The organism is Pseudoalteromonas prydzensis, from assembly GCF_001661495.1.
Lineage (GTDB): Bacteria > Pseudomonadota > Gammaproteobacteria > Enterobacterales > Alteromonadaceae > Pseudoalteromonas > Pseudoalteromonas prydzensis.
Genome location: NZ_BDDT01000003.1, coordinates 157,651 through 176,223, shown reverse-complemented (window position 1 = coordinate 176,223; position 18,573 = coordinate 157,651). Strand labels below are relative to the sequence as shown.

22 protein-coding genes are annotated in these 18,573 nt (G+C 40.9%); 11 read left to right on the top strand and 11 right to left on the bottom strand.

What is annotated here, in order from left to right:
* Positions 1-8: 8 nt before the first annotated feature.
* The gene (locus A7968_RS23315) at positions 9-176 is read left to right on the top strand and encodes a hypothetical protein (RefSeq protein ID WP_167850818.1); all 168 of its coding nucleotides are present in this window, start codon (positions 9-11) and stop codon (positions 174-176) included.
* Between the two features lie 127 nt (positions 177-303).
* A complete protein-coding gene (locus A7968_RS08170; protein WP_064666093.1) occupies positions 304-1,161 on the top strand; it encodes a TIGR02285 family protein in 858 nt (285 codons plus the stop codon).
* A gap of 34 nt (positions 1,162-1,195) precedes the next feature.
* Here the strand turns inward: A7968_RS08170 and A7968_RS08165 are convergent, their stop codons facing one another.
* The 4 genes from A7968_RS08165 to A7968_RS08150 form a co-directional block, all read right to left on the bottom strand.
* A complete protein-coding gene (locus A7968_RS08165) occupies positions 1,196-1,774 on the bottom strand; it encodes a YceI family protein (RefSeq protein WP_064666092.1) in 579 nt (192 codons plus the stop codon).
* 3 nt (positions 1,775-1,777) lie between these two features.
* Positions 1,778-2,332: a cytochrome b gene (locus A7968_RS08160; protein WP_064666091.1), complete on the bottom strand. Its 555-nt coding sequence runs from the start codon at positions 2,330-2,332 to the stop codon at positions 1,778-1,780.
* Between the two features lie 349 nt (positions 2,333-2,681).
* Positions 2,682-3,188, bottom strand: coding sequence for a hypothetical protein (locus A7968_RS08155; protein WP_064666090.1), 507 nt, complete (start codon positions 3,186-3,188; stop codon positions 2,682-2,684).
* Between the two features lie 74 nt (positions 3,189-3,262).
* Complete coding sequence (locus tag A7968_RS08150; protein WP_064666089.1) at positions 3,263-3,769, bottom strand: hypothetical protein; 507 nt, start codon at positions 3,767-3,769, stop codon at positions 3,263-3,265.
* Between the two features lie 357 nt (positions 3,770-4,126).
* On the opposite strand from A7968_RS08150, the gene A7968_RS23795 reads away from it, so the two are divergent.
* Positions 4,127-4,246, top strand: coding sequence for a group II intron maturase-specific domain-containing protein (locus A7968_RS23795; protein WP_371850146.1), 120 nt, complete (start codon positions 4,127-4,129; stop codon positions 4,244-4,246).
* Positions 4,247-4,551: 305 nt separating this feature from the next.
* Here the strand turns inward: A7968_RS23795 and A7968_RS08145 are convergent, their stop codons facing one another.
* The 4 genes from A7968_RS08145 to rnm form a co-directional block, all read right to left on the bottom strand.
* Complete coding sequence (locus A7968_RS08145) at positions 4,552-4,863, bottom strand: hypothetical protein (RefSeq protein WP_157586689.1); 312 nt, start codon at positions 4,861-4,863, stop codon at positions 4,552-4,554.
* A gap of 331 nt (positions 4,864-5,194) precedes the next feature.
* Positions 5,195-6,022 (bottom strand): segregation and condensation protein A, encoded by an 828-nt coding sequence (locus A7968_RS08140; protein WP_064666087.1) that lies wholly within the window; start codon positions 6,020-6,022, stop codon positions 5,195-5,197.
* Positions 6,023-6,031: 9 nt separating this feature from the next.
* Positions 6,032-6,652 carry an L-threonylcarbamoyladenylate synthase gene (locus A7968_RS08135; RefSeq protein ID WP_064666086.1) on the bottom strand — a complete coding sequence of 207 codons (621 nt, stop codon included), beginning with the start codon at positions 6,650-6,652 and terminating at the stop codon, positions 6,032-6,034.
* Positions 6,645-7,502, bottom strand: coding sequence for an RNase RNM (rnm, locus tag A7968_RS08130; protein WP_064666085.1), 858 nt, complete (start codon positions 7,500-7,502; stop codon positions 6,645-6,647). The genes A7968_RS08135 and rnm overlap by 8 nt, the downstream gene beginning before the upstream one ends.
* Positions 7,503-7,927: 425 nt before the next feature.
* On the opposite strand from rnm, the gene A7968_RS08125 reads away from it, so the two are divergent.
* From A7968_RS08125 to trpA, 6 genes are read left to right on the top strand one after another with little or no spacing between them, the layout of a single operon-like run.
* A complete protein-coding gene (locus tag A7968_RS08125; RefSeq protein ID WP_064666084.1) occupies positions 7,928-9,496 on the top strand; it encodes an anthranilate synthase component 1 in 1,569 nt (522 codons plus the stop codon).
* A 1-nt stretch (position 9,497) separates the two neighbouring features.
* Positions 9,498-10,115, top strand: coding sequence for an aminodeoxychorismate/anthranilate synthase component II (locus A7968_RS08120; RefSeq protein ID WP_064666083.1), 618 nt, complete (start codon positions 9,498-9,500; stop codon positions 10,113-10,115).
* A 53-nt stretch (positions 10,116-10,168) separates the two neighbouring features.
* Entirely contained in the window at positions 10,169-11,197 is a 1,029-nt protein-coding gene (trpD, locus tag A7968_RS08115) for an anthranilate phosphoribosyltransferase (protein WP_167542970.1), read from the top strand.
* Entirely contained in the window at positions 11,190-12,554 is a 1,365-nt protein-coding gene (trpCF, locus tag A7968_RS08110; protein ID WP_064666081.1) for a bifunctional indole-3-glycerol-phosphate synthase TrpC/phosphoribosylanthranilate isomerase TrpF, read from the top strand. The genes trpD and trpCF overlap by 8 nt, the downstream gene beginning before the upstream one ends.
* A gap of 7 nt (positions 12,555-12,561) precedes the next feature.
* Positions 12,562-13,746 (top strand): tryptophan synthase subunit beta, encoded by a 1,185-nt coding sequence (gene trpB, locus A7968_RS08105; RefSeq protein WP_064666330.1) that lies wholly within the window; start codon positions 12,562-12,564, stop codon positions 13,744-13,746.
* Positions 13,743-14,573, top strand: coding sequence for a tryptophan synthase subunit alpha (trpA, locus tag A7968_RS08100; RefSeq protein ID WP_064666080.1), 831 nt, complete (start codon positions 13,743-13,745; stop codon positions 14,571-14,573). The genes trpB and trpA overlap by 4 nt, the downstream gene beginning before the upstream one ends.
* A 36-nt stretch (positions 14,574-14,609) precedes the next feature.
* On the opposite strand, the gene A7968_RS08095 is transcribed toward trpA, so the two are convergent.
* Together A7968_RS08095 and A7968_RS08090 are read right to left on the bottom strand one after the other, a co-directional pair.
* A complete protein-coding gene (locus tag A7968_RS08095) occupies positions 14,610-15,188 on the bottom strand; it encodes a type 1 glutamine amidotransferase domain-containing protein (protein WP_064666079.1) in 579 nt (192 codons plus the stop codon).
* A 138-nt stretch (positions 15,189-15,326) separates the two neighbouring features.
* On the bottom strand, positions 15,327-15,596 hold the full coding sequence (locus A7968_RS08090) for an HU family DNA-binding protein (RefSeq protein WP_064666078.1): 270 nt from the start codon (positions 15,594-15,596) through the stop codon (positions 15,327-15,329).
* Between the two features lie 174 nt (positions 15,597-15,770).
* Between A7968_RS08090 and A7968_RS08085 the strand changes: the two genes are divergently transcribed.
* Complete coding sequence (locus A7968_RS08085; RefSeq protein ID WP_064666077.1) at positions 15,771-16,364, top strand: inner membrane-spanning protein YciB; 594 nt, start codon at positions 15,771-15,773, stop codon at positions 16,362-16,364.
* Between the two features lie 60 nt (positions 16,365-16,424).
* Positions 16,425-17,066, top strand: a complete 642-nt coding sequence (locus A7968_RS08080; RefSeq protein WP_064666076.1) for a CPBP family intramembrane glutamic endopeptidase — start codon at positions 16,425-16,427, stop codon at positions 17,064-17,066.
* Between the two features lie 74 nt (positions 17,067-17,140).
* On the opposite strand, the gene A7968_RS08075 is transcribed toward A7968_RS08080, so the two are convergent.
* The gene (locus A7968_RS08075) at positions 17,141-18,565 is read right to left on the bottom strand and encodes a sodium-dependent transporter (RefSeq protein ID WP_064666075.1); all 1,425 of its coding nucleotides are present in this window, start codon (positions 18,563-18,565) and stop codon (positions 17,141-17,143) included.
* Positions 18,566-18,573 lie beyond the last annotated feature (8 nt).

The following is an 18,573-nucleotide window of genomic DNA, read 5'->3' as shown; positions in this document are numbered from 1 at the left end:
GTTTTATTATGTCTTATAGTTACAACGGATCTATGATCCAAATAGCACATCCAGTGCAATCAATTTCAGTAAATAAACAACGTGTTATTTTTTCTGATACGCAAGGTTTAAAAAATGCCTTGTTCACTAAAGCAAGTGACGCACGTCAGTTTGTTAAATGGTTAAAAGCCAACTAAGCAATCGTGTTTTACATTATTGCAATTAAATGACGCCAGCAAATGCTGGCGTTTTGCTTTTTATGCCCCCCTTTAAATTACAACTGCTACACTTAACCATATTATTCATTTATCTGTGGTTGAATTAATGCAGTTTGCTTTTCTTTTTGCGTTTTCATTATTGTTAATTGGCGCTCCCGTGCACGCTAAAACAATCAATTGGGTCGTCGCTGACTTTGCCCCTTACTATATTTTTAACGATCAATATGCAGGCACCGGTCGTGATGAAAGTGTGATCACATTGCTTGAGCAACAACTTCCTGCTTATACATTCAAACGTACTATTTTACCATCGAGTCGAACCATTCAAGAGCTTACCAACCCTAATTACACTTACTGCATGTTGTCTCTTTACCAAAGTCCACATCGAAAGCAACACATCTACTTTAGCGAGCAAACCTCCACGGTTGGCCTATCGCCTTCTGTTGCTATTCATAAAGAGCTTGCGCAGCGGCTAAAACTTGATATTAATAAGCCCGTATCATTACAAGCCCTACTGAGTAAATATCAACTCGCGTTAGGTATTTCTATGAGCCGCTCATATGGAGATGCAATTGATTCGGTCATTAATAATAGTGCCGATGCGTCGATTATTATTCGCCCCGGGCGAGATACCTTAGCCAGCTTGACTTACATGCTGAAGAAAAAACGCATTGATATTTTATTAGGCTACCCAAGTGAGCATTATTATTTAGCAAAATCGATGAGCTTTGATGATGAACTAATGCAATTGCCGCTCACAGAAGCACCTGAGCTTAGTTATGGCTATATTGGATGTACTAACAATGAACAGGGTATTGAACAGGTCAATGTATTAAATGCAGCGCTGGAGCAGGTAAAACAACAACCAGCTTATAGAGAAGTGTTATTACGTTGGCTGCCCGATAATCTTAAACCCTTGCTTGAGCAACGCCTACAAATAAACAAAAACGCCTCAACTAAGTGAGGCGTTTTTAATCTACTGTGATTTATAAAGTATGTTACTTACGAACACCTTCAATATATAAACCAATATCGACATGTGTTGATGCTGGGCCTAAGTTGTAATCAATACCAAAGTCAGCCAATTTCAAGCTAGTTTCGCCTTCAAAACCAACACGGTATCCACCCCATGGATCTTTACCTTCACCAATTTTATCAATTTCAAAGGTAATTGTTTTTGTAACGCCGTGTAGAGTAAACTCACCTGTCACGTCAGCTTCATCGCCATCTTCATCAAATTTAATTGAGGTACTTTTAAATGTCGCTGTTGGAAACTTATCTACATTCAAGAAGTCACCACCGCGTAAGTGCTTATCACGCTCAGCGTGGTTTGAATCAATACTTTTAGTATCAATGTTCACCATGATCTGGGATGCATTCGGGTTGGCTGAATCATAACTAAAACTACCATCAAAGGTATTAAAACGGCCATGTAACCAGCTGTAGCCTAAATGCTTAATTTTAAAATTTACAAATGCGTGGGCACCTTGAGTGTCAATAACATAGTCCGCAGCTTGTACAGCTGTTGTACCAAACATGGTTGCTGCAACGGCAGCTGATAAAAGTAATTTTTTCATTTATTAATCATCCTTTTGTGGTTTGATCATTCTAATTAAGGTTTTATCTTTATCGATAAAATGATGTTTTAACGCCCCAAGTGCATGCAATACCACAAGTCCTATTAAGCTACACGCCACATAGTAGTGAATTTTACCTGCAATATCTGCTTGATTAGCTACTGAAAAATCAATTGCGGGAATACTAAACAACGTAAACACCTCAATCGAACGACCATCAGCAGTAGAAATCAAATACCCTGAAATCACTATGATACAAAGCAACACATATAAAAGTAGATGTGCTGTATGAGCCACTTTATTTAACACAGGGCTACTGTTTGATAAAGGTTCCGGTTGGGTGCCTAATGCACGCCAAGCAAAGCGAAATAGTAATAACGCCACCAGCGTAATTCCGACACTTTTGTGCAAATCTAAAGAACCTTTATACCAACTATCATAGTATGTGAGTTCAACCATGTATAAACCAAGGCCAAACAAACCAATTACCATTGCAGCCATTAACCAATGTAATGCAATTGCAACAACACCATACGAAGATTTTGTGTTTTTAAACATGTTTACTGACTCCGCTATCCAATAACACCAGCATAGCCCGTCTCTAGATAAAAGAAAATAGCGATAAACAAACAAGTTGTGTGCGCATATGCACAGTAAAATGACAAGATTGTATTTGTGCGGAGAGTGTGGGTTGGCTTATCTCGTATAAAAGTGCCAATCGGTGAGTTTGCATTTTCTTGTAAAGAGTGCGAGTTTGCGAGTCATGGTAATTGTGCATACAATTGAGGACAATTAAAAAGGACAACTATAATTTTTCAAAAAATGGGCCAGCCCTGTTTTGTTGTTTACATGTTTGCCATAAGTGACTTACCTAGCAGCCGCATCGGCAGGTTAAGGCTCATATGTGTTAAGTTTTAAACCACAAACGCTTTTTATGTTTACGATAATACCAGACAGAGTAAATTACAAAAAATATACCGACTAATAGCACTACTATTGAAGCACGTTTAATAGTCGCTATTTCGCTTTCGTAAGCGTAGATCTTTTTACCATTAATTACGATTTCATATACTGGATAATAAGTAAACTTATGCATCATTGGTTTTTGCGGCTGCGAATGGTCAGCTAAAACTTCAACAATATATTCTGTTGTTAATGAATTATAGAGTTCTTCTGCTAATGTTCGTCCAAAACCATTATGAACAAATGCTTCTTTATTTTTTAATTTGAAACGTACATCTCTGCCATTTTTACTTGCTCGTTTTACCCACTCAATCTGACCAGCAGATTTAGTTAATTCCGATTTTTTTGGGATAGATGTTAAAAACTGTTCTCCAAAGAAATAAGTGACTATTAAAAAGATCCCTGCAATAAATGCAATGAGCGGTAAGAATTTATTTCGAAATGTGCCCATATGCTTAATGAGACCTAACGCTCAAATTACCCGCACCGCTGTTTGGCGTAGGATGAATTAGCTTGTTAATTGTATTACTTTTTAGGTGTTTTATCACAATGTACTTTTATCCACTTTTCAGTAGCTTTTTTATTCGTCGATATACTTGCAAGCGCAAACAAACGTTTGCTTGTATCATCAAAGACTACATCATAAAACCAAATCCCACCATAAGCAGCTTCAAAACCTTTGTACTTGTTATATGTCATATTCTCAGGAGTAATGCAGTCAATTAAACTAACAACTGTGGGCGTAAAAATATCATCAAACCGCTTTTGAAATTCACTGGCAGTTTGAATTTCTTCAGTTCTCATTTTTACTTTACCATCCGCAGTAACATATTTCTCTTCGTAGCTAATGTTCAGTGGAAAGAGCACATACTTTTCAAAAATAGACACATCGTGCTTTTTGATGCCAGCTTTTAATACTGGCAGAATTGGCGTCAGTTTTTCGTTTGCCAAATCTCTATCAAACAATTCAACGGCATTGGCCACGCCGCTTAAAAAGATCAAGAATACAACTATAAAGGTAGATAGTTTCATGGGCACCTAACGAGCCTCTAGAGTAACCCGTTTTTTATTGATTCATTAACCATAGCCGAGTTCCTATTTTGATTCAATTAGTTACTTCGATTTTACGTAAAATATATAAAGGGGTTTGCTGTTGCTTTAATTGGCGTTTTGGAGGGTATGACAGGTCTTTGAATGGCTTATTTGGTGAGGTAGCAGCTATCTATATTAATGCATCGTGTTTTCATGTATCAATATTAGCCTTCAAGTTCATCCTCATTTACTTCTCATTCTCTGCTCTTTGTGCAAAAGATCTTTAATTGAATTATTCACAAAGAGGTTAAGAGGCGCTGCGCTTTAGAGTACTACAGATTCTAGACCCAAAAGTATTTGCGCGGCTGGGGACACTACTACCCAATAACCAACGCTTATCAGCTAACGGTGGATTTAGAACATTGGATCCGACGTAGGATAAGAGTGTGCTACTGGTGCCATTGGCGCTATTTATAAGGAATAGCACGCACCAAAGTTCGCAGTTTAATGAAATTGGGGGTCAGTGAGCAACTAGCCATCGCCTTCGGTATCACCAGTACCAAAAGTAGGCGCTTGGAAGCGAAGGCCCTTGTAGAAGCTCAAAAACAAAAGGAATTAACATTGCATTAGGCAATGACTATCTAGCGTCATTGAGAGATATTTGGATCAATATTCATTTCGGGAGATGAACCGCCCATTGCACTTCCTATCAATAAAAAGCGCATGATGGGTGGTGTGGGGGCTGGAGATTAGAGACCTCCGGCTACCCGATTAGCAGTACATTACACTACTTCAATGTTACTACCCTTAAACCATAGGCAATCGTTGTCCAAGTCTATTTCGTTAGATAACTCATCAAATGGATCCAAACTTAAAAAAACCATAGAACTACTTACAATTAGCTTGCATTGACTAATGTACCTAGCTGAAAAATCTTCGTAAAGAGAATATTCCGTGAGTTTACAAATTTTAAATGAAGAGATTATTCCATTGTTTGAAATAAGCTTGATTTCAGCGAAATTATTTAATGTTTCCCAATCATATCCGATGGTGATTTGAGAGAGCATTTTATCTCTGAAATAGGATGAATCCACGAAGCTTTCCTTTTGCTGCAAACGCTGCCATAAACGGCAGAAAATAGCTGGCTATACTTAGCAACGAAGGAGCACAGCCAGCTGTTTTGTGTCCTTGATTTTATGGCCTTGTTATGTTTTCTTATACACATAGAACCTAAATATCATTGCTTGAGACAACGCAGCCAGAGCAAACAATACAGAATCCTGACTTTGAATAAAGTACAAAATTAGGCTTACTAAGATACTAACTGCCACATAAACCTTGAAGGAAGCATTTGCATATCGACAAATTACCCAATGAACAGGAAAGCCGACACATATCCACCCGATCAACGATACGACTAAATCACTAATTATTATCAACTAAACCTATATATATTTGCGTGGCAGGCTCTACTTGCAGGCAACTGATCAAGCCTTCTTTAATAAGCTCTAACATGGCGATAAAGCTAACGACTACGCCGCTGCGCCCTTCATCTAAGGTGAATAACTCAGTAAATGGCAGTTGTGTGCCTGCTTTAGAGAGCTTAGCTAAAATTAGGCTCATGCGCTCTCGGGTTGAAAGTGCCTCAGCGGTAATCTGATGATGCTCAAAAGTTTTGGCTCTGGCCATGACATCACTGAGCGCTAAAAGTAAGTCTTTTAATTCTACATCCGGTAAAAATTGACTCGGCTCTTCTTGCTCGCCCATTAAAGCATGAGCGGTAAATATTTCTCGACCAACACGCGGAATGTCATCTAAATTTTCAGCGGCTTTTTTAAATTGTTCATATTCTTGTAAACGGCGTATAAGTTCAGCACGTGGATCTTCTTCTTCCTCAAGCTCTTCGTGTTTAGGTAATAGCAAACGCGATTTTATTTGTGCTAACAGCGCCGCCATCACTAAATATTCACCAGCCAGCTCTAACTGAAACTCACTCATCATTTCAACATAGCGAACATACTGCTCAGTGATACTAAAAATTGACAGTTCTAAAATATCAAGTTTATGTTTTTTAATTAAATACAGTAAAAGATCCAGCGGACCTTCAAAGGTTTCTAAAATAATTTCAAGAGCATCGGGCGGGATATATAAGTCTTCTGGTGCATCTATGACTTCTTTGCCATGCAAAAAAGCCAGCGGCAGCTTTTGCTGCGCTGGCTGTTGAGTCACGTTATCAGTGGGTAACTGCGTCATCGCGAGGTGTTATTCAAACGGTGCCGTATCACCACAGCCTACTCGCAGAACTTCAACAGTATCTTCTGATAAATCAATCACTGTGGTTGCTTGCTCCGCTAAATAACCACCATGAATAATCAAATCAACAAGCGGTCCTATGCGATCGCGTATTTCATCAGGGTCCGACTCTGTAAATTGTTCACCAGGTAAAATAAGCGAACATGACATTAGAGGCTCGCCCAATTCGGCTAAAATCGCACAGGTGATCGGGTGTTCAATGACACGAATACCAATGGTTTTCTTTTTATCATTTAATAATCGTTTAGGCACTTCTTTAGTACCTTTAAAAATAAACGTGTATGGCCCTGGTGTATTGTTTTTAATAAGCCTAAACAACTGATTATCTACCCGTGCATACGTCGATAACTCAGATAAATCGCGACAAACCAAGGTAAAGTTATGGTGTTTTTCAATGCCACGAATACGTTCAATACGTTCTTTCGCTTGCTTATTACCCAAGTTACAACCTATTGCATACCCAGAATCAGTTGGGTATACCACCACGCCACCTTGCTTAATAATATCCACGGCTTGTTTAATTAATCGTGGTTGTGGATTATCCGGATGAATATGAAAAAAATCACTCATGTGCGTCTCCTTCTTGCCCTTCCCAAGTTTGCCAAACACCTTGGCAATCTTTTGGCAAATATAAGTTTTTTCCTAATTCTAGCCAACTAGTAGGAAAATGAAAATCAGATCCTTGCGAACACAGTAAATCATACTCGCGGCTTAATTCGCCTAAAAACTGTCGCTCACTCGGTGCTTGTTGCGGCTGCGCAACTTCCATTGCGTCCCCTCCCGCACTTTTAAACTGAGTCAATAATTTACGTAACCATTTATTCGACATTTGATAACGACCAGGATGTGCTAACACAGCAACGCCTCCGGCGGCATGAATAGCAGCAATGGCCGTTTGCATGTCGCACCAATCACTTGGTACATACCCTGTTTTTGCGCGCCCTAGGTATTTTTTAAACACCCCAGGTATAGTCGTTGCAACGCCACGAGCGATTAGTGCACGAGCATAATGTGCACGGGTTATTTGCGCATCTTCTGCAAGCGCTTGCGCTTGTTGGTAGATACCCTCAAAACCATTTTTCTCTAACCGACGACCAATTTCGATTGCTCTATCTGCTCTTTTTTGTTGCTGTATAGTCAACAAATTAATTAATGTTGCTTCATCAATATCGACATTCAATGCCACAATGTGGATCTCAAAGCTCTCCCATTTGGTGGAAATTTCAACCCCGTTGATCAATTTCAGTGGTAAGGCTTGGCTTTGAATATAAGCATGAGCAGGTTTGATGGCAGCAGTGGTATCGTGATCGGTGATCGCAAATACATCGATATTTTTTTCAACTGCGCGCAATAATAACTGCTCTACAGTTAGTTGTCCGTCAGAATGTGTAGTGTGGCTATGTAAATCGTATTTTATCAAAAGAGAAGACTGCTCATATTAAATGTGCGAAAGTTGTTATTAAGTATAACAAAATTTTTAAATAAATTGTTTTAAATAAATACTTGACACTAATGCCGTTGATACGGTTTACTGTAGCTACTTAAGACACATAAAGAACAAAAACAATGATCAATTCAATCCAAAACACTATCTGGTGGTGGCACTCGTAAATTATCGGGTGACGAATTGTCGTGTCTAACACATTCTAAACCCGCTTATTGCGGGTTTTTTTATATTTAAATTTTGGGGTAACAAACATGAATAACGTAGCAACTATTACACATCACTGGTGGTGGCGCCTGGTATAGCGGGACGGTAATGGTCTATCTTAATTTTATTAAGTATCGTTATTCAAACCCCGCACAGCGTAGCTTGCGGGGTTTATTTTTTTGAGGGAATGAGGTTTGATTTTTAGTCATATTACAACAACGCCAGGTGAAGTCACCAGCATCACCGAAGTGCGAGAATATATCCACAGCCCATTAGCTTTGTATGGGTTACTCGATAAAGACAATTCACTGTTATTAGAGTCCGCTGAAATTGACTCTAAAGACAGTGTAAAAAGTTTAATTTTGGTCGATTGCGCGCTCAAGATCACCTGTAAAGGTAAAACAGTCACTGTGACTTCACAATCGAACAATGGCCAACAATTACTCCCCTATTTAATAACTAAACTCGACAATTGTCATACGCAGTTAAACGGGCAAACCTTAAGTATTGAGTATCAAGGCACCGACAGTAATATTGACGAAGCGTCTAAATTAGTTGCCGATAACGCATTTAGTGCGCTGCGCTGCTGTATCAACAATATAAGCAGTACCACCGAAAATCCGTTCTCATTATTTTTAGGTGGCGTATTTGCCTATGACATGGTGGCTAACTTTGAGCAGCTAACTGAAGTGCCTGATGGTGAAAACAGTTGCCCTGACTATGTATTCTACTTAGCTGAAACCTTAGTTGTTATTGACCATCAAGCCAAAACCACAGAGTTGATTGGCAATGTATTTAATGGTCCTGACGTCCATGCAAATTGCTTTGAAGTGGGCAAAAAACTAGAGCGTTTAAATGCATTATGCGACCAAGCCGATGACTTTAGTGCCCAGCTAAATCCGGGCAGCAACGAAGTAACTGTTGATATTAGCGATGACGACTATTGTCAGCAGGTCAATACGCTGAAAAAACACATTGTTGACGGTGATATTTTTCAGGTCGTACCGTCACGGACATTTTCTTTAGCCTGTGCAAATCCCTTACATGCTTATAGCCAACTCAAAAAACAAAATCCAAGCCCGTATATGTTTTATATGCGTGATAGCGAATTTGCATTGTTTGGCGCTTCACCAGAATCAGCATTAAAGTTTTGTGCGCACACTCAGCAGGTCGAAGTGTATCCAATCGCTGGTACTCGTGCACGCGGCAAATTTGCCAATGGACAAATCAATCCCGACTTAGATAGCCGTATTGAACTTGAATTACGGAACGATCAAAAAGAACGCGCTGAACACTTAATGTTAGTCGATTTAGCCCGTAATGATGTGGCACGCATTAGTGTACCTGGTACTCGTCACGCCAAAGAGTTATTAAAAGTAGACCGTTATTCGCAAGTGATGCATTTAGTGTCACGGGTTGTGGGCACTTTAAAGCCTGAACTAGACGCCCTACACGCTTACCAAGCTTGCATGAATATGGGCACCTTAGTTGGCGCCCCGAAAGTCAGCGCTGCTGAACTGGTTCGTCAAACCGAAGGGAAACGCCGTGGCAGTTATGGTGGCGCTGTTGGCTACTTAACCGGTGATGGAGCGATGGATAGCTGTATTGTTATACGCTCGGCCTTTGTTAAAAATAACATCGCTTATGTGCAAGCAGGTGCCGGTGTGGTGTATGACTCAGATCCACAATCTGAAGCAAATGAAACCCGCGCAAAAGCACAAGCGGTGATCACAGCGATTCAATCGACTTATCAAGGACACTAACATGAGCCAATTAATCAACAAACTAAGCGACGTAAAAATCTACTTTTTAGATAACTTTGATTCATTTAGTTATAACTTAGTCGATGAACTTTCTATGTTGGGCAGCGATTTAGTGGTATATCGTAACAATATAGATGCACAGGTAATTTTTGACAAAATGTGCAGCGAGACTAAACCTGTTATTTTAGTACTTTCACCAGGTCCTGGCACGCCCACAGCAGCGGGTTGTTTAATGGCATTGATTGAATTATGTAAAGGCCGTTTCCCGATGCTCGGGATATGTTTAGGTCAACAAGCGCTGACACAAAGCTATGGAGGCATTATCGGTCATGCTGGTGAAACCGTTCATGGTAAGTCATCAATCATCGAATTGAGTGAGCATCCTGTTTTTGCAGGAATGGGACAACGTATGCCAGTAGCCCGCTATCATTCCCTAATGGCGACAAAAGTACCAGCAAGTGTCGCCGTGATAGCTCATTATGAAACAATCCCGATGGCTATTTATCATCACGATGATAAAGCCCTTGGCTACCAATTTCATCCTGAATCTATTTTGACGCCAAATGGCGCCGCGCTACTTCAACAGAGTATGCAATTTTTAGCCAATGCACAGCAGTAGAGGATCGTATGTCAGCAAACCAACAATCAGCCAGTGAGGCGAGCATTGGCTCAATGATTGAAGTGTTACTAACGCAATCATCATTAAGCTTTAATCAAAGCCAGCAATTATTTGATGCCATCATGCAAGGCAATGTGAACGAAATTGAGCTTACCGCCATTTTAGTTGCACTAAAAATAAAAGGTGAAGTAAGTGATGAAATCGCTGGCGCCGCCGCGTCCATGCGCGCCAACGCAGTGCCTTTTAAAACCACAGCAAGTAATTTAGCGGATAGCTGTGGCACTGGGGGGGATGGCTCAAATACTATAAATATTAGCACCACGGCAGCAATCGTTGCTGCAGCGTGCGGTATTAATATGGTTAAACATGGGAATCGCAGTGTATCAAGTAACTCGGGCTCTGCCGATTTACTCAAAGCGCTGGGTATTAATATCAATATGACACCTGAAGAAGCCGTTGCATGTTTAGAGCAAACTGGCTTCACTTTCTTGTTTGCCCCCCATTATCACAGCGGTGTTCGTCACGCCATGGGGGTACGTACCACTTTAAAAACCCGCACCATCTTTAATATATTAGGACCACTGGCAAACCCTGCGGCACCTGATGTACAACTTTTGGGGGTATATGACGAGAGTTTATGCCTAGCAATGGCACAAACCTTAAAAACGTTAGGTACACCGCGTGCTATGGTTGTACATGGCTCAGGCACAGATGAAATCGCCTTGCACGGTAAAACCACGGTTGCAGAGCTAAATAATGGTGAAATCAGCCAATACACACTAACCCCTGCGGATTTTGGTCTTGCAAACTATTCACTTGAACAATTAGCCGGTGAAGGTCCAGAATATAACGCCGAGGCAAGTCGCGCAATTTTAGCGGGTAACGGCACAGACGCACACAATGCAGCCATCATTGTAAATGTTGCCGCGTTACTTTATTTAACCAATAAAGCGGATGATTTTAAAAGCGCCGCTCTGCACGTTAAAACCGTATTACAAACTGGCCGCGCATTAAGCACACTGAACGCCATAGTTGAGCAAAGTAATAAAGCAGTCGCAAATTCAGAGGTAACTAATGGCTAATGTATTAGACAAAATAGTCGCAGACAAAAAAATAGAGCTCGAAGCGCGTAAAGCCAAACGCCCGCTTGAAAGCTTTAAACATCAAGCAGTAGCTACAAGTCGTGATTTTTATAAGGCCCTTGCAGCGCCTGGCACGCAGTTTATTCTGGAATGCAAAAAAGCCTCACCGTCAAAGGGTCTTATTCGTGAGCCGTTTGATTTAGCTGAGATCACCAGCGTGTATAAAAACTACGCCAGCTGTATCAGTGTGCTCACTGATGAAAAATATTTTCAAGGCAGTTTTGATTACTTAGAATTTGTCCGCAGCCAAGTTGAACAGCCATTGATCTGTAAAGACTTCTTTATTGATGAATACCAAATTTATATGGCGCGTATTTATGGTGGTGATGCCATTTTATTAATGTTGTCAGTTCTTGATGACGAGCAGTATCAACAACTTGCAGCTGTAGCGCAGAGCTTAAATATGGCTATTCTGACTGAGGTAAGTAATGTGCAAGAAGTGCATAGAGCACTTGCCCTTGATGCCCAGATCATCGGTATTAATAACCGTGATTTACGTGATTTAAGTACCAACTTAGCGACCACCGAACAACTACGTAAGCTTATTCCTGACGATAAAGTGGTTATTTCCGAATCCGGTATTTACACCCATCAAGATGTGAAACGCCTTGCGCCTCTATGTAATGGTTTTTTGATCGGCAGCTCGCTGATGGCTGAGCGTGATTTAGAACGCGCTTGTCGTCGTGTGATCTTAGGGGAAAACAAAGTTTGTGGTTTAACCCGCAGTGAAGATGCCATGAATGCTTATAACAGTGGTGCTGTATTTGGTGGGCTCATTTTTGCACCTAAATCACCTCGTTATGTTGATTTAGATTGCGCTTTGCAAATTACCCAAAGTGCCCCACTTGCTTTCGTTGGGGTATTTGTCAATGCCAGCATTAAAGACGTTGTAGAGCACGCGCAGAGCTTAAAACTTGCCGCTGTACAATTACATGGTCAAGAAGACCAAACCTATATTAACCAATTGCGTCCTTTGCTACCAAGTAGCTGTCAGATTTGGAAAGCGCAAGCTGTTAAAGACAGTCTACCGACACCGCTTGCTGGAGTTGATCGCCATCTATACGACACCCACAGCGATACACAAGCAGGTGGCACAGGGAAAACCTTTGATTGGTCAATTTTAGAACATGCCAGCAGCCCATTTATGCTCGCTGGTGGCTTAAATGCCGACAACATTCAAGGTGCATTATACCAAGGCGCTCATGGTCTTGACCTAAATTCTGGGGTTGAGCAAAGTGCCGGTAAAAAATGCCAAAACAAATTAAACGATGCGTTTATCAGCATCCGTAAATATTGAGGTTCTTATGAATAATCCAGCTTACTTCGGCGAATTTGGCGGCATGTTTGTCCCTGAATTGCTAGTACCTGCACTAAAACAACTAGAAAACGAGTTTAACAAATCACAAACAGATGCTGCATTTCAAGCTGAGTTTGAACAGTTACTTAATGAATATGCAGGGCGCCCTACGCCACTGACATTAACCCGTAACTTAATAAAAAACCCAAAAGTAAAATTATATTTAAAACGTGAAGATCTATTACACGGCGGTGCCCATAAAACCAATCAAGTGTTAGGCCAAGCACTGCTAACAAAACGCATGGGCAAAAAAGAGGTTATTGCTGAAACAGGCGCAGGCCAACACGGTGTTGCCACGGCACTTGCCTGCGCATTATTGGGTTTAAAATGCCGGATTTATATGGGCGCTAAAGATGTAGAACGTCAGCAACCAAACGTATTCAGAATGAAATTAATGGGCGCGACCGTTATTCCTGTTACCGCAGGCTCTGGCACACTGAAAGATGCCGTCAACGAAGCGCTACGGGATTGGTCTGCAAATTACAAAGAAGCGCATTACTTACTTGGCACAGCGGCAGGCCCACACCCATTCCCAACTATGGTTCGTGAGTTCCAAAAAATGATTGGTGAAGAAGCAAAGCAGCAAGTATTAAAAGCGGAAGGTCGCCTACCTGATGCGGTGCTTGCGTGCGTGGGTGGTGGCTCTAACGCCATTGGTATGTTTACTGATTTTATTGATGAGCCAAGTGTTAAACTGATTGGTGTAGAGCCTGCTGGCAAAGGTCTTGATACCCATGAGCATGGTGCAACCATCTGTAAGGGCACAAAAGGTATCTTACACGGTACTTATACTTACATTATGCAAAATGATGATGGCCAAATCGAAGAGTCTTACTCAGTTTCCGCAGGGCTTGATTACCCAGCGGTCGGCCCACAACATGCCTTTTTGCATGAAACGGGTCGCGCTCAGTATGTGGGTATTACCGATACCGAGGCACTAGAAGCATTTCAATTATTGGCTAAAAATGAAGGTATTATCCCTGCGCTTGAATCAAGCCATGCCCTTGCCTACGCATTAAAATATGCAGAGCAACAAACGGAAGACACCATCTTAGTGGTGAATTTAAGTGGCCGCGGCGACAAAGACTTAGCACACGTAATGGATGTACTTTCAAAAGGAGATCAACTATGAGCCAGCCAGCCCCGCTAAAAACAGATCGCTACGGGAAAATGTTCGCCGCATTAAGCGAACAAAATCAAGGTTCTTTTGTGCCTTTCGTCACCATTGGCGACCCCAACAAAGAGCTCAGTGTTGAAATCATCAAAAGCTTAATTGATGGCGGCGCAGATGCCTTAGAGCTTGGTATTCCATTTTCAGATCCAATTGCAGATGGCCCAGTTATTCAAGCGGCCAACATTCGCGCTCTTGAGGTTAATATTAACACCCAAGACTGCTTTGATATTATCAAGCAAGTACGTGAATATAATGCTGATATTCCAATTGGTTTATTGCTGTATTCAAACTTGGTGTTTAAACGTGGCCTAGAAACTTTTTACAAAGATGCCAAAGCGGCGGGGGTTGATTCAATTTTAGTAGCAGACGTGCCGCTACATGAATCTAAAATGTTTCGAAAAGCTGCAATGAACAATGGCATCGATCCTATTTTTATTGCAACTCCTAACGCACCTGATGACACCTTACGTGAATGCGCCTCTTATGGACGTGGTTATACTTATCTATTATCTCGCGCGGGTGTCACAGGCACTGAAACAAAAGCACAAATGCCCGCCTCCTCGATTGTAACTAAGTTAAAAGAGTATCACAGCGCACCGGCGTTACTTGGCTTTGGTATTTCTACACCAGAAGATGTTAAAGCCGCACTAGCAGCGGGCGCAGCGGGCGCCATTTCAGGATCTGCTGTGGTTAAAATCATTGAAACTAATCTTGATAACCCACAAGTGATGTTGAATGGATTAAAAGAATTTGTAGCCGCTATGAAGGCAGCTACAAATCTCTAAGCATAACTTAAGGGCGCTCACAGCGCCCTTTTTAGACTAATGTGCTTGGTGTTTACCTTCAATAATTTCTTCTATAAATTTACGATTAAACGCAGCTAGATCCGCAGGGCTCCTGCTCGTAACTAAACCTCTATCAACACTCACCTCTTTGTCGACCCAATTAGCACCGGCATTGATCAAGTCAGTTTTAATACTTGGGAAAGAGGTTACTGTGCGATCTCGCAATTTATTAATTTCTGCTAATAACCATGGTCCATGACAAATTGCTGCGACGGGTTTGTTTTTGTCTGCGCCAAAAAAGCCATCAACAAATGCCTTTGCATCTTTGTCAATCCGCAAACTATCTGGGTTAAATAAACCGCCGGGTAACAGCAACGCATCATAATCATCACTATTTGCCTCACTTGCGAGTTTATCCACGGCCACCTTATCGCCCCATACATCTTCATCCCAACCTGTAATTTCACCTTCTTTGATTGAAATAACCTCAACAGTTGCGCCAGCATCTAATAAAGCATTTCGCGGTGAAAACAGCTCACTTTGCTCAAAGCCGTCAGTTGCTAGAATGGCTATTTTTTTGCCTTTAAGTTGGCTACCCGTTTGTAATCTAGACATGATATCTCCTTATTTTATTAAGCTTAAGGATATAAAAGCAGACACCATGCCAAATATAAAGCATTGAAATTAAAGGGGGGTATAGTGAGAAAATGACAAGCACTCTGTAATTGAGTAACAAAGTGCGAAGATTCTACATCATAAGGCGTCTTTCAGTGCCTTAGCCGCTTTAAACACTGGCTTATTGGCTCCTTCTATTTCAATCGCTGCGCCAGTTTGTGGGTTGCGCCCTGTGCGTGCGGGGTAATAACTCAAGGCAAATGTACCAAAACCATTAATTTGTACTTGGTCGCCTTCAGACAATGATTTTGTAATAACAGCTAACATGCTTGTCAAAGCGGCGTGTGAATCTTTCTTAGTTAATTCGCTGTGCGCCGACATAGCACTGATAAGGTCTGCTTTATTCATAAAATGCTCCTAAAAAACTCACTGACTCGATGGCGATTCAGTGGATTTTGGTAATGATTGAATACAAAAGCACGCAGGCTAAGGGTTAGTAACCACTAAGTCAACCTTGTAAATAACACAATAAATTGATACAACCTGTGCAATTATTTTTTGCAATCACATTTTGAGCAGTATATGCATGCATTAATCGAGTTTATCCCACTAGTTTTATTTTTTGCGGTCTTTAAATTAGTTGATATTTACTGGGCAACAGCACTTTTGATGGGCACCACGCTTATTCAAGTTGCGTATTCTTATTTTACAACGGCTAAAGTACCAGCGCGGCAGTGGGTGTTTTTTGCCATCGCGGTCATTTTAGGCACGTTAACACTCGTTTTTCATGATGAGCAGTTTGTAAAATGGAAGGCCACAATTATTTATGCGCTGCTGTCTTTAACGCTATTATTCAGCCGCTACTTTATAGGCAAGAATCTCGTCAAGCAAGCACTGAGTTCGGTGTTAAATAATGCCACAGAGACAGAGCAAGCCAATAGCGTACCTGAACCACTGTGGGACAAACTCAACTTACTATGGGCTGCAATTACAGCCGCAATTGCAGCACTCAATATTTATATTGCTTATAATTTCTCTCTTGATTTTTGGGTAAACTTTAAAGTATTTGGGCTGATGGCTATTACCTTTGTCAGTATTTTTGCCTCTATCATCATGTTGTATAAATATATACCTGATGAAGACGAGGCTAAAGCCGACGAGAGCAAGCCCTCATAATGTCATAAATCTGTCGTCTTAGCTTGATAGGCTATTATACAAAATCACGCTGAGACGACCTTGAACGCCAATCAATACCGCTGGTTTGAATTCACACTGATATTTGTTTGCTTGCCTTTGCTAGGTTTTTACCTTCGCGCTCACCTAGCTAATTGGTTGATCCCCGCACTCATTGTATTAATGAGTGTTTGCTCCATGCTACTACTTGGCGATCCGCACTTTAAACGCTTTAGACTCACCAGCTTTGGTGAATTTTCTGCGGTGAAACGTCGATTATTTAGCTTCTTTTTTATTGGCGCACTATTCTCTGGGGTATTTTACGGCATCATCAACCAAGGTAATTGGTTTTTGCTACCGCGTAATTCCTTCCATGACTGGCTTATGTTGCTGCTCTTGTATCCGCTATTATCAGTGCTGCCGCAAGAGTTAATATTTCGAACCTACTTTTTTCACCGCTATAAACGCATCATGCCAAAAAAGAGTATTCGTATCGTGATCAGTGCAACTGTATTTGCATTAGCGCATATTGTTTATGCTAACTGGGTCGCCGTTTTACTGGCCTTTATTGGTGGCTTATTGTTTTCATTCACCTATGCACAAAGCCGTTCTACCTTTGTGTGTGTTATTGAACATAGCCTATGGGGATTGTGGATGTTTACTTTGGGAATTGGCCAGTACTTGGACTCTGGCGCAATGACATAAGAGAATAGCTTTAGGCAATAAAAAACCGTGCTGATCAGGATCGGCACGGTTTTTATTCGTAGTGAATAACTGGCTTAAAAGCCGAAAATACTCATCGCAAAAAACTTAGTCGCTACGGTATTTACAAAAATCAGTAACAAAATCACCGGAATGAAAGTTGACAGTGAAAAATTAACGTACTTTTCAGTAAAGCTACCCGCATAACCTGGGCAACCTTGACTTAGCTCTTCACTCAAACGTACTTTTTTCCAGCGATACATTACAAACAAACACACCATTAAACCATTTAGCGGTAGTATCGTGTCGTAAAAAACATCATAAACAATATCAAATAAACTTTTCGAACCACCACCATAATTAGTGAATGACGTTAAGCTCTCGACCATACCAAATGACATTGTACATAATACAGTCAACAGGCCAATGCTGCCAGTTAAAATCAATAATGCCATTTTACGACTGATGCCCTTGCGATCACTTAACGTTGCTGTTGGCACTTCAACAATCGATACCAACGAGGTGATAGCGGCAAAAAACACTAACAAGAAGAATATAAATGCCACAATTGAAGCACCTATGTATCCAATATCAGTTTGTAACGCGAGTAAAATTTTTGGCAAGAACTCAAAAATCATCGATACAGAAGAATCTGATAACTTAGTTGGATCAGTCTCTGGGTTAAAACTAAATATCGCTGGCAACACCATTAAGCCGGCAATAAACGCCACCAATGAATCCGTCAGTGCTACCATCTTAGCACTGCCCACAATGTCATCTTTTTTCGAGATATAGGATGCGTAGGTCATCAGAATCCCCATCCCTAATGATAGCGAGAAAAACGCTTGCGCTAATGCACCGTTCAATACACTGGCATTCATTTTGGTAAAGTCAGGAATAATGTAATACTTCACACCCGCCATCGCATTATCTAAGGTCAATACATAAACCACCAATGCAATCAATAACACAAACAATGCGGGCATTAAAAACTTAGCAGCTTTTTCAATACCTTGTTTAACACCACCCACTAAAATTAAGTTAACTATAATCGCCACAGCCGCCATATAACCAAATACGCTAGAGCTGTTAATAAACACCCCAAAGCTTTTCGGATCAGCCAACACATCTAAGTTACCAACAGCAACTTGACTCAAATAACCAAAAATCCATACCGTTATTACCATATAGAAAACAGCTATCATAAACGGCGTTAATACGGCTAAAAATCCAGCAAAACTCCATTTTTTATCATTACCTGATAATAATTTATACGAGCCAAGTGGATCTTTTTGCGCTTGGCGACCCATCGCCATTTCGGCCATCATGACTGGTAAACAAATAAACACCACAAATAACGCATAAACGAGTAAAAATGCACCGCCGCCATTTTTTGTAGCTGAGACAGGAAAGCCAACCAAATTACCAATACCTACCGCTGAACCAGCCGCCGCTAATATGAATCCGAGGCGGGAGCTAAAATGCTCACGAGTATCGCTCATTTAAAAAC

What these genes read in the sequence shown, in the direction of transcription:
- A7968_RS23315 (WP_167850818.1), top strand. Translation starts at nt 9, where the DNA reads ATGTCTTATAGTTACAACGGATCTATGATCCAAATAGCACATCCAGTG.
- A7968_RS08170 (WP_064666093.1), top strand. Translation starts at nt 304, where the DNA reads ATGCAGTTTGCTTTTCTTTTTGCGTTTTCATTATTGTTAATTGGCGCT.
- A7968_RS08165 (WP_064666092.1), bottom strand. Translation starts at nt 1,774, where the DNA reads ATGAAAAAATTACTTTTATCAGCTGCCGTTGCAGCAACCATGTTTGGT.
- A7968_RS08160 (WP_064666091.1), bottom strand. Translation starts at nt 2,332, where the DNA reads ATGTTTAAAAACACAAAATCTTCGTATGGTGTTGTTGCAATTGCATTA.
- A7968_RS08155 (WP_064666090.1), bottom strand. Translation starts at nt 3,188, where the DNA reads ATGGGCACATTTCGAAATAAATTCTTACCGCTCATTGCATTTATTGCA.
- A7968_RS08150 (WP_064666089.1), bottom strand. Translation starts at nt 3,769, where the DNA reads ATGAAACTATCTACCTTTATAGTTGTATTCTTGATCTTTTTAAGCGGC.
- A7968_RS08140 (WP_064666087.1), bottom strand. Translation starts at nt 6,022, where the DNA reads ATGACGCAGTTACCCACTGATAACGTGACTCAACAGCCAGCGCAGCAA.
- A7968_RS08135 (WP_064666086.1), bottom strand. Translation starts at nt 6,652, where the DNA reads ATGAGTGATTTTTTTCATATTCATCCGGATAATCCACAACCACGATTA.
- A7968_RS08120 (WP_064666083.1), top strand. Translation starts at nt 9,498, where the DNA reads ATGAGCCAATTAATCAACAAACTAAGCGACGTAAAAATCTACTTTTTA.
- trpD (WP_167542970.1), top strand. Translation starts at nt 10,169, where the DNA reads ATGATTGAAGTGTTACTAACGCAATCATCATTAAGCTTTAATCAAAGC.
- trpCF (WP_064666081.1), top strand. Translation starts at nt 11,190, where the DNA reads ATGGCTAATGTATTAGACAAAATAGTCGCAGACAAAAAAATAGAGCTC.
- trpB (WP_064666330.1), top strand. Translation starts at nt 12,562, where the DNA reads ATGAATAATCCAGCTTACTTCGGCGAATTTGGCGGCATGTTTGTCCCT.
- trpA (WP_064666080.1), top strand. Translation starts at nt 13,743, where the DNA reads ATGAGCCAGCCAGCCCCGCTAAAAACAGATCGCTACGGGAAAATGTTC.
- A7968_RS08095 (WP_064666079.1), bottom strand. Translation starts at nt 15,188, where the DNA reads ATGTCTAGATTACAAACGGGTAGCCAACTTAAAGGCAAAAAAATAGCC.
- A7968_RS08090 (WP_064666078.1), bottom strand. Translation starts at nt 15,596, where the DNA reads ATGAATAAAGCAGACCTTATCAGTGCTATGTCGGCGCACAGCGAATTA.
- A7968_RS08085 (WP_064666077.1), top strand. Translation starts at nt 15,771, where the DNA reads ATGCATGCATTAATCGAGTTTATCCCACTAGTTTTATTTTTTGCGGTC.
- A7968_RS08075 (WP_064666075.1), bottom strand. Translation starts at nt 18,565, where the DNA reads ATGAGCGATACTCGTGAGCATTTTAGCTCCCGCCTCGGATTCATATTA.